The 10331-nt window shown below is 60.6% G+C and carries 9 protein-coding genes and 1 pseudogene; 6 read left to right on the top strand and 4 right to left on the bottom strand.

Annotated features, from left to right (window positions below):
• The 5 genes and pseudogenes from VN623_RS02895 to VN623_RS02875 all read left to right on the top strand — a co-directional run.
• Nucleotides 1-182: pseudogene (locus VN623_RS02895) on the top strand (GDP-L-fucose synthase); the annotation flags it as partial.
• A 242-nt stretch (nt 183-424) separates the two neighbouring features.
• Entirely contained in the window at nt 425-2293 is a 1869-nt protein-coding gene (locus VN623_RS02890) for an OmpA family protein (protein WP_325567940.1), read from the top strand.
• 146 nt (nt 2294-2439) lie between these two features.
• Complete coding sequence (locus tag VN623_RS02885) at nt 2440-2997, top strand: GbsR/MarR family transcriptional regulator (RefSeq protein WP_325567938.1); 558 nt, start codon at nt 2440-2442, stop codon at nt 2995-2997.
• 12 nt (nt 2998-3009) lie between these two features.
• Entirely contained in the window at nt 3010-3708 is a 699-nt protein-coding gene (locus VN623_RS02880; RefSeq protein ID WP_325567936.1) for a DUF4166 domain-containing protein, read from the top strand.
• Nucleotides 3687-4898, top strand: coding sequence for a saccharopine dehydrogenase NADP-binding domain-containing protein (locus VN623_RS02875; protein WP_325567934.1), 1212 nt, complete (start codon nt 3687-3689; stop codon nt 4896-4898). The genes VN623_RS02880 and VN623_RS02875 overlap by 22 nt, the downstream gene beginning before the upstream one ends.
• 10 nt (nt 4899-4908) lie before the next feature.
• Here VN623_RS02875 and VN623_RS02870 read toward each other — a convergent pair whose 3' ends face one another.
• From VN623_RS02870 to VN623_RS02860, 3 genes are all read right to left on the bottom strand, one after another.
• Nucleotides 4909-5715, bottom strand: a complete 807-nt coding sequence (locus VN623_RS02870; protein WP_325567932.1) for a quinoprotein dehydrogenase-associated SoxYZ-like carrier — start codon at nt 5713-5715, stop codon at nt 4909-4911.
• Nucleotides 5716-5813: 98 nt separating this feature from the next.
• Nucleotides 5814-6542, bottom strand: coding sequence for a thermonuclease family protein (locus VN623_RS02865; protein ID WP_325567930.1), 729 nt, complete (start codon nt 6540-6542; stop codon nt 5814-5816).
• Between the two features lie 122 nt (nt 6543-6664).
• The gene (locus tag VN623_RS02860; protein ID WP_325567928.1) at nt 6665-7366 is read right to left on the bottom strand and encodes a pentapeptide repeat-containing protein; all 702 of its coding nucleotides are present in this window, start codon (nt 7364-7366) and stop codon (nt 6665-6667) included.
• A 259-nt stretch (nt 7367-7625) separates the two neighbouring features.
• On the opposite strand from VN623_RS02860, the gene VN623_RS02855 reads away from it, so the two are divergent.
• The gene (locus VN623_RS02855; protein ID WP_325567926.1) at nt 7626-10001 is read left to right on the top strand and encodes an AsmA family protein; all 2376 of its coding nucleotides are present in this window, start codon (nt 7626-7628) and stop codon (nt 9999-10001) included.
• 40 nt (nt 10002-10041) lie between these two features.
• On the opposite strand, the gene VN623_RS02850 is transcribed toward VN623_RS02855, so the two are convergent.
• On the bottom strand, nt 10042-10331 hold a 290-nt coding region (locus VN623_RS02850; protein ID WP_325567924.1), incomplete at its 5' end, for a hypothetical protein.

The following is a 10331-nucleotide window of genomic DNA, read 5'->3' as shown; positions in this document are numbered from 1 at the left end:
TCGGGTTCAAGGGCACAATCGTCAATGATCCGTCAAAGCCCGACGGCACACCGCAAAAGCTGATGGACGTGTCTCGGCTGTTCGCCAGTGGATGGCAGCCAAAGTACGGCCTGAAGGACGGTCTCAAGCAAACTTATGTCTGGTACTGCAATAACATCGAAAGTGCGCGGCTTAGCGGCTAGCTACGCAAACGAATTGAACGCCGAGCAAGAAGACAAAAACCTACTGCGTCGACCGCGCATTTGCCGCCGGCGTTTTGTTCATTTGCGCTTCATCGGCGCAAAGTTATGCCATGTGTGCTTCGAAGGTTTTCGGAGGTTTGCCGCAGAAATGCCGTAGCGCCCCGCTTCTGCTAACACGATTGACGAGCCGCGCCCGGGCGATGCGGGCGCTTGGGCCTGGAGCCCGAACTCACGAGGACAGTATGATCTCTTCCCGACAGGTGGTTGTTGCAGCCGCCTCGCTGTTTGCGGCTCTTGCCGCCATGCCGCCTAGCGTCCAAGCGGACAACAAACCGTCTTCCGGTAACGCTGCGACCAACGCCGACAACGACAATGATAATAAGCGCCGCGAATCCAAGGGCCGCCGTGACGACGATCAGAGAGAGAAGCGCGGTTCGTTTGGAAAATCGCAGGGCGGACAGAACTCAAAGGGTGAAAAGCCGTCAGGGTTCCAATTCGACAATAAAAGGACGGCGCCCGAGCCGAAGACGTTCGGCAACCAACCGCAGCCAAAGCCGCCGGTCGTGAACGAGTCCACCAAAAATGCGCCTCCGGGCACGTTCTCGAAGACGCCGCCTAACACCGAAAAATTCAAGGCTGAAGACAAAAACAAACGGGGCTTCCAGAAACATTTCGGAGATAAAGACAATAACGGAGCGAAGTCGCCTCCGACGAACACTCCCAACACGTTTTCCAAGACGCCGCCTGCTGGCGACAATTTCAAAGCGGAAGATAAGAACAAGCCCGGTTTCCAAAAACATTTCGGAGACAACGACAAAAATCGCGGGCCTGGCGACAAACCTGTCGTCATCAATCCGAATTTACCGGGTAAGCCGCCTGCAACGGGATTCGCGAGGACGGCCCCGAAGGCTCTGTCGGCTGGAGATGCTCGAAAGAGATTCGATAATCTGCGCAGCTCCCGCAAGGAGAAGGTCGAGGCCGGCGGCAAGGTCGTCATCGAAGAACCCGGCAAGCGTACGATGTTCAAGCAGAACAATCGCCTCTTCATTCAGCACGACGAAACCGAGCGCCTGCGACGTGTTGCTCCCAATGCGCGCTTCCAGAAGGGCGCCGGCGGCTCAACCATTTCGATCATCGATCGACCCGGCAACGTGAAGATCTATTCCGAGACGGACGCTAACGGCCAGCTTCTGAGGCGCTATCGCCGCGGACCCGATGGCCGCGATGTGATCATCATCGACAATCGCCGCAGGCGGGGTCACGGCGGCGGTAGAGATATAGCGACAGGTATCGGCATCGGGCTCGGCGTTGCGGCCGGTGCTGCAATCTTGAACTCGATCGTCGACGTTCCGGAACCTCGCGTCAGAATTCCGCGCGACAAGTACATCGTCGAATACGACAACGCAAGCGAGGACGACGTTTATGACGCGCTGAGCGCCCCGCCGATCGAAGACTTCAGGGACCGTTACACACTCGACGAGATCCGTGCGACCGCGCGGTTGCGCGACCGCATGCGCCGCGTCGACCTCGACGATATCAACTTCGAATTCGGATCGTGGGATGTCGACCCAAGCGAATATCACAAACTAGAACGCATCGCTCGCGCCATGATGCGGGTGGTCCGTCGCAATCCAAACGAGGTCTTCCTGATTGAAGGCTATACGGACGCGGTCGGCTCGAACGAGGACAACCTGTCCCTTTCCGATCGGCGTGCCGAGTCGGTTGCCGAGGTGCTGAGCGAGCAGTTCCAAGTTCCGTTCGAGAACCTGACCACGCAAGGCTATGGTGAGGAGTATCTGAAAGTGCCGACCGATGCCGCCGAGCGGCTTAACCGTCGAGTCGCTGTCCGACGCATCACGCCCCTTCTGGCGCGTGGCGACGGTCCGCCGCCACCGCCAGGCGCCAATCAGCGCGGTGGCGACAGTCGCGACGGTGCCTACGATGGCAACGGAGCGGATGGTCCGGATAACGCCGACGGCCCACCAGACGATGGCGGCGACGATCAGGGCCCTCCGGGTGACCAGGGAGATCAAGGCGCCAACGACAACGGCGGCCAGGGCGATGGCCGCGGTTATGAATACCGGCCTTACAGCGGCACAAATCCGGACTGAAGTCTTTGCCGTCAAAGTAATCCAAAGGCGCGTCTCACAGCAGACGCGCCTTTTTTTTGTTGAAGCATCGGTCCCCTTACAAAATAGGGCGAACGGTGAAGATCGGCCCTCTTGCACGAAGCCGTTTCATATCATATATTTCTGTAATGACAGAAATTACTAAAACTTCCGATCGACTTCCGCCCGCGATCGAACACTTCATTCTGAAATGGGGGGATATGGGGAGCGCCTGGGGGGTTAACCGCTCAGTCTCGCAAATTCACGCCCTGCTTTATCTGGCGGGCCGCCCGCTCACCGCGGAAGACATTTCCGATGCGCTCGGCATCGCGCGGTCCAACGTATCCAACTCGCTGAAAGAACTGATGACCTGGGGCCTCATCCGCCGCGTTCCGATCCTCGGTGACCGGCGCGACCACTTCGAAGCCGAAGGCGACATCTGGGAGCTGGTGACGCGCATCGCAATCGGACGCAAGGCGCGCGAGATCGATCCCGTGCTGGAAACGCTGCGCGCCTGTCTAGCCGACGCGCAAAGCGACCCTCGCGTCGACGCCTTGGCCAAGAAACGGCTGACCGAAATGTTCGAATTCACGAGCGCGGCGGATCGCTGGTTTCAACAGATGCTGAGCCTGCCGCGCGGAAAACTCAAAACGCTAATGAAACTCGGCGCCAAGGTCGCGAAGATCCTGCCGCCCGCAAAGCGGTGAGCGAGGCATCACATGTCTGCCCCTGCGGTTGTTCGCGAGGTTTGGCTACAAACGGCTGACGCCGATGTAGCCGTTGCAGAGCGGAGCGGCGATTTTCGATTCCGCGAACTTCTTTTAGCCGCCGAATGGGCGGCGCTGCCGCAGGCTGTGCGTCATCGCTTTTCGAAGCGGCTGTCCGGTGCAGCAACCGCCGTCTATACCGGACACGTCACGATGTGCACCATGAGCCGAACCGGATGGCTGCTCGCGCAAGCGCTGCGCGTCATTGGCGCGCCGCTGCCGCTGGCTCGGCAAATCGGACTGCCGGCCGTCGTGACCGTCACGGAAGACCATGCTTCGGATGGCCAGAACTGGACTCGCGTTTATGCGCGAGACAGCGGCTTTCCGCAGGTCATCCATTCGACCAAGCGGTTTTCGGGTTCGACGGGACTCGAGGAATACATCGGCCATGGAATCCGAATGGCGCTGACGCTCGGCGTCGAGAACGGCACGCTCGTGTTCACGAGCGCTGGTTACTTCATTGACTGCAGCGGGTTTTGTTTCCGCCTGCCGCATTGGCTGGCGCCCGGCAAAACGGTCGTGACGCACAGCGAAACGACGGGGAGCGAGTTTCTGTTCACGCTCGAACTTTCGCATCCACTGTTCGGGACGCTGATCCGCCAAGAAGCTCTCTATTCGGAGGTGCGAGCATGCTCCGGCGAATCCTCTTGATCGGCGCCACCGGGTTCTTCGGCCGCCGTCTTGCCGAACATTTGGCGGCCATTGACAGTATCGAACTCGTTTTGACCTCGCGCGATGACGTGCGTGCGCGTTCAGTTGCACAGGCGATTGGCGATACGCACCCAAGCGCGAGAATCGATGCAATGGCTTTCGATCGGGATGATCGGCTTGGCTTTGAACGTCTCATCAAGCTTTCGCCGTGGCTCGTCATCGACGCGTCCGGTCCGTTTCAATCGGTCAGCTACGATCTGGCGCGCGCCGTGCTGAACGCCGGCGCACACTGGATCGACCTCGCCGATGCGCGTGACTATCTGTTAGGTTTCGCCACAGCGCTCGATCCTATCGCGCGCCGTAAGGGTCTCGTGGCACGCGCTGGTGCCAGTTCAACGCCGGCCCTTTCGGCTGCGGTGGTCGAAGACTTGACGCGGCACTGGCAACGCCTCGACAGCGTTGATATTGCCATCATGCCGGGAGGGGCTGGGCGCGTCGGTACGGCCGTCATTCGCGCCATACTTTCCTACGCGGGAACGGCGATCGAAACATACCGGGAGGGCGCACGAGCCGAGATTACGGGATGGGGCAGCGCCCAGCGCACATGCGTGCCGGGTCTCGGCGTGCGGTATCTTTCACCGGTCGAGACCGCCGACGCGGCGCTGTTGCCGGAGCACTTCGACGTCACGTCGCGCGTCGCGTTTTACGCCGGGCTCGAGTCGCGTCTCGAACAGTTCGGACTACTGCTCCTCGCCAAGTTGAGGCAGCACGGTGTTATCAGAAGCATCGAACCATTAGCACCGCTGCTTCACTCCGCGCGCCGCGTGACGGGTCTTTTAGCCTCCGATCGCGGTGCCATGACAGTCGATTGCGCGGGGCTCGATGCAGACGGTCAACAAGTCTCGGCGCGATGGTGTTTGCTCGCCGAGAGCGGCGCAGGTCCGAACGTGCCGCTGCTTCCGGCCGTGGCGTTGACGCGCGCGCTGATCCACGGCGATATGCAGCCGGGCGCGGACATTGCCCTGCTGCCGCTTCAAGCGATCGAAGCCGAAATGCAGGCGCCGGCGCTCAAAATTACCCGCACTGTAATCAAGGCGGGCGAGCACAACTCGTTCGAATGTGGTTTGGGCTTCAAACCTCGCGCGAAGCGACGAAACGCGGCGAAACGTGCCGAGGCTGCACGCCTCTAAAGCGCGCCGGTCAGCTCTGCGGGCTAACGGGGAACGTACGCACCCAGCTGCCGCCATCGGTATCTTTCGCCGTGACGGTGAGGTCCTGGACATTGGTGCGTCTGAAATCGAAAACGATCGAGGGGTCTTGCGACAGCGCGATCGAGCCTTCGGTGCGGAACACCAGATCTCCGCCGTGCCTCACGGTGATTTCCGACACCATTCGGATCGGCGTGTAGAGCAGCGTCTGCTGGTCCATCACCATGCCGGTATGGTTCGGATGGCTGAGGTCGAGCTTGGCTTGAGCGAGCATGGGCGACGCGACGCCATCGGCGGGAAGCTGCGCCATTTGCATCTTGCCCATGTTGGCGGCGATTTCGTCGGGATTTCCCTGCGGCGGCGCCGAACACGACGCCTGGCCGCCCGCGAACTTTACAAGCTGGCTGACCATGTAGAGCTGGCCGTCGCTCGCCTCGACGATGGCGCGCACGTCCGATTGGCGATCGACGCGGAAGTTCGACGTGATCGCGACGCTGTCACGGCCGACGCCCACGTGAAACACGGCGACAACCGGCGTCGGGTTTTCATCGATCAGGAATGTAACGGTTTTTACGGTGCGGCCGTCGTGGAAGGCGGCGCTGACGCCTATCGGCACCTTGCGCATGTCGTCGGGCCGGTAAGGCGCGGTCAGCTTGATGACGCCGCGACCGTCGGCGATGGCCTTGGTGCCATAGACGCTGCTGCGGATTTCGTCCCAGGCGCTCGCGTCGGCCGTCGAGGCTGAAAAGCAGAGGCACACGGCCGCAATCACGGCCATCGGCCGAACCGCTGATCTCATCTCAATGCCCACCGGGTAGCCGAAAAGCTGGCGCTTACGGGATGCTTTCCAAAGTTATCCGTGCGCCGGCATTGGCCGTCAAGACATTGGAGGCTTGGCTAGTTCGAAGACACCGGGCGCCAGCCGGCAGCGACCGCATCTGCTTCCGAGCAGAACCAGCGCTCGCCGCGCGCTTCGTCGATGCTGACCCGGTCGTACCAGGGACTCCAGGGCAGATGATAAATGTGGCCGTGAGACGAGATATTGCCTTTGATCGAGCAGTTCTTCGGTGCCGCTGTTTCGGCGACTCGCCATTCGCCGTGCCTGAAGTCCCATGGTGCTTCGGCCGGACCCTGCCAGACGCCGATCTTGCGGGCTTTCGCCTCGGCTTCGACGCTGGCGAACTCAGTCGAGTATTTAATGAAGGCCCAAGCCAGCCCGGCGCGCACCATCGCTTCATTGACGTTGACGCCGTCTTCGTAGCAGACGGCCAGTGTACGCCTGTATTTATCGACGCCGGTGCGATCGCACGCGAGGTCCCTCTGCTCGGCAAGAGTTCTGAGCAGGGCTGCCGCCTTACGCCCGCAATCCCAGCTTTCTCCGGTCGCGGTTTGGCAGGTCTGCGCCATCTCTGGCGCATCGATGCCTTCGAGCCTGATGCGCGTGTGCCCAACGTCGAGCGTATCGCCGTCGACGACATGTCCAGGCCCGGCGATCACGGCCGGCTCACCCGTCTCGGGGATGGTCAGGGCGATGGCCATCACCGGCAAAAGGGCCGCGGAAAGAAACGCACCGGCTGTCAAACCGGTGCGTCCAAGTTTTTGAGACAGGAAGGACGTGGCTGTCATGGCCACGGAAGTCCTCACTGAGTCGTGTGGCACAACCTAGGCGGACTCGTGGCAGGTTTACGCAACCTATTGGTGCAACTGCAACTCACACGATGGAAAAAGCGCTCGTGGCGAGCTTGGCCTTAAGGCACCGCAGCTATGCCGACCGCAGTGCTGACCCCACGGGCGGTCTTCAGGAATGCGCCCCGCATGTCGGCGCCGGTCAGGTCGGCGCCGTCAAGGTTGGCATTTGAGAAGTCGGCCCCGCCGAGACGCGCATGACGTAGATTTGCGCGCGAGAGATCGGCGCCGACGAACCTCGCATTTTCAAGGGCATCGTTACTGAAGTCGGCGCCAGCGAGGACCGCTCCGGTGAAGTTGGCGCCCGCTAGACTCATCATCGGCGTAATCAAGACTTCCTCGCGCGGATCGCGCGGCCCGAAGAACGCGGCCGTCAAATCGGCCCGCTCGAAATCGACGCCGTCAAATCTGCCGTTGAAATTGGCTCCGACAAGACGCGCGCCGGCAAAGCTCAGGCCCGATCGCCTTGCCGGAGCCGCCATGTCGGCAAACACATTGGGCCGTAGCAGGCTAGCGCCGGACATATCGGCGTTCGTGAAGTTTGCCCCGATCAGCGTTGCGCGATCGAGCCGCGCCGACTTCAAGCTTGCGCCTGACAGATTGGCGTCCGACAAATCCGCGCCGTAGAAATTGACGCCGTCGAGCCGGGCCTTCTTGAAGTCGAGACCGCTGAGATCGAGCCCCGAAAGATCCCTGTTGGAGAGATCGGGAGTGATACCCGCCGCCGTCGCAAACAGGAGTTGCGTCACCTGCCGCGCGGTCATATCGGCCGCATGCGCGGCCGACGCGGAAAGCGCTAAACTCAGGGCGAATCCACAGGGAATCAGGCGTGCACAGAGTTTAATCACAGTATGTTCGCCCTCTTTGTGGGTGCCGCAATTGACCACGAATGCGTGCCATGTCCAAGGCGCTAGGGGCCTTTGCGCTGTGCGGACACTGTGAACGCCGAAGTGACACAATCCGCGCATGATATAATGCCCGGTATTCCACGCGCGGCCAGATCGCCGCGCCGACGAGGATTGAATGGCTCCGCAGAACTCCGTGCCACCGCCGCCCCCGCTCTCGACGTACCGGCCAAGTTTCGAACGCGCACCGCTCGGTTCGGGGCCGAGAAAGGGCCCGCGCTCTCCCGCACCGCCTCGTCGCGGCGGAGGCCTGCTGCTTGGCGTCGTTTATTTCTTTCTCTTTGTCATTCTCGTCGCCGGCGGCGGTGTCGCCTATCTTCTTGTCAATCCGCCGAGCGACCTCATTCGTCAGAAGATCACCGAGCAGGTCAAGACAAGGACAGGTCGGGATCTCGTCATCGCCGGCCGCGCCAATTTCACATTCTTTCCCGTTCTCGGCGTGTCGCTCAAAAACGTGTCGCTGTCGGGCCCACCGGGCATGGACGGCAAGCTTGTCGAAATGCAGGCGCTCGACGTCAGCGTGAAGGCGATGACGCTTTTCTCGCGCCAAATCGAAATCAATTCGATTGTCCTGAGGAAGCCGATATTCAACTTTCGCCGGGACGCTGCCGGTCACAACAATTGGGATTTCGCAGCACGCGCGACGCCCGTGCAATTCGCTGAATTGCAACTCCGAGGATCACTGCGCGACGCCGAACCGGTCGTCGTTGCCGCCACCGATGACACTACCGTCTCGTCGAATCACGAGTCCTCAGGTTCAGCGTCTTCAAGATTACGCGGACAAGGCGATTTGCAGATTGATGATGTGAGGGTCGAAGACGGGACGTTGCGCTTCACCGACGAGCGCTCCGGAAAGGTCCAGCAAGTCTCCGCCGTCAACCTCAAACTCGGCCTCGCCTCGTTGCAGAGCCCGCTCACCGGCAGCGGCAATCTTTCTTGGCGCGATCAGCGCATCGACTTCGACGGCAAGCTGTCGGACGTCCAAAGCATCTTCAGCCATAAGCCGGGTCATCTCTCGTTCAACGCCCGGAACCCGCTGATTGCGGCCTCTTATGATGGCGGCATCCTCCTGACCGACCGCGCCTACCTCGAAGGCGAAGTCACGGCCAAGTCGGACTCGGCGCGCGCCCTCGCCACCTGGTTTGGAACGACGCTTCCTCCGGTCTCGGGGTTCGGTCCGCTATCCATCAACGGCCGACTTAAAACGAGCGGCAACGTCACGGATTTTTCGAATGCGGAATTCGGCCTCGATGGCGCCACCGCGAAGGGTTCGATCAAGGTAACGACGGGCGGTGTGCGCCCCCGCGTCGAGGCGACCCTCGATGTCGCGGAGCTCGATCTCAACAAGTACCTGACGAGCGCGGTAACCGGCGTTCTTCCTACGGAGAGCGAGCCCGAGCCGGCGGAAGACAACGCCGCGCCCGCCGCACCGGCCCAGAAGAACGGTGCGGGAAGCGGCACGCCATCAGCGCCCGACGAGATCGAGAAACTTTTGAATGCGCCCGGCTCCAAAGTTTACGGCGCAGTCCAACGCGCCGGATGGTCGAGTGAGCGGCTGAACCTAGCGCTGCTCGGAATTGCAGACGGCGACGCCCGCCTCCGCGTCGGCAAACTGCACTTCAAAAAAGTTTCGATCGGGCAATCCTCCGTTTCAGTCGCCGTGCAAAACAAAGCGATGACCGCGACGTTCGATGACGTTGAGCTCTATCAAGGACACGGCAAGGGCGTGCTCACGATCGACGGCTCGGCGAATACCGCTAATATCGGTGCGAATTTTGATCTCGACGGCATTGCGGCGCTGCCGTTTCTGAAGGATGCCGCGGGTTTCGAGTGGATCTCGGGCAAAACCAAGGTCGGTTTGCAGCTCACCGCCAATGGAACGAACCAGCTGCAGCTCGTCGAAACGCTCAATGGCAAGGCCAACTTCAAATTTTCAAACGGCGCAATCGTCGGCTTCAATTTGCCGGGCGCCATCCGCGGCGTCGCCAACGGCGATTTCTCGGGCCTTAGGAGAGCACCTTCGCAAAAGACCGACTTCAGCGAGCTTAGCGCCAGCTTCGATATCGCCAATGGCGTCGCGCAGAATCACGATCTTCAGCTCGTCAGCCCAATGCTGAGGGTGACAGGCTCGGGTACGGCCCACATGCCGGAGCGCACGGTCGATTATACAGTGAAGCCAAACATAGTCGCTTCGCTCGAAGGACAGGAGGGTGGCGACGACAAGCTCTCAGGCATCGAGGTGCCGGTGCGGATCAGCGGTTCCTGGGACAAGCCGAAGTACCAAGCCGATCTCAAAGGCGTGCTTTCGGATCCGCACAAGACGGTCGAAACGATCAAGGAAATCGGCAAGAAGTTCAAAGGCAAGAATGCCAACCAGATTGTCGATCAGCTTTTCGGCAAGAAGGACGACGACGATGGCTCGGCGGCGAGAAACAAGGCGAAAGCCAAGGAACTTCTGAATAAGTTTCTCGGCAAGGAGCAGGACGCAAATTGACGGCAATAATCCGAAGCGCTCGCGGCGTTTTTCGCGCCTCTTAAAAGCCCTCCGGTTCACCACGCGCGAGCCGCTCGTCACGCCGCACAAATAGTTCCATTAAGTCGTGGTAAAGCCGCGACAAAAAAAATTGGCGCTGGTGGCAAAAAAAATCTTGCGCAGGAAGGGCCTTGGCCTCATATGCAGCTTTCTCGTCTGTCCACCTGCCAACATGGTCGAGGTTTTCCAGAACCAATGAGGTAAGGAGCGGGCGAGTCAAACCTATCTGCTGGTTGGGGAGGGTCATATGGCCTTTAATGACACCCTCTTCCAATTGGGGATGGACTTGAC

Source organism: Hyphomicrobium sp. (assembly GCF_035572195.1).
Taxonomy (GTDB): Bacteria; Pseudomonadota; Alphaproteobacteria; order Rhizobiales; family Hyphomicrobiaceae; genus Hyphomicrobium_B.
Note: the sequence above shows the minus strand (reverse complement) of the source record. Positions and strands in the feature narration are given on the sequence as shown.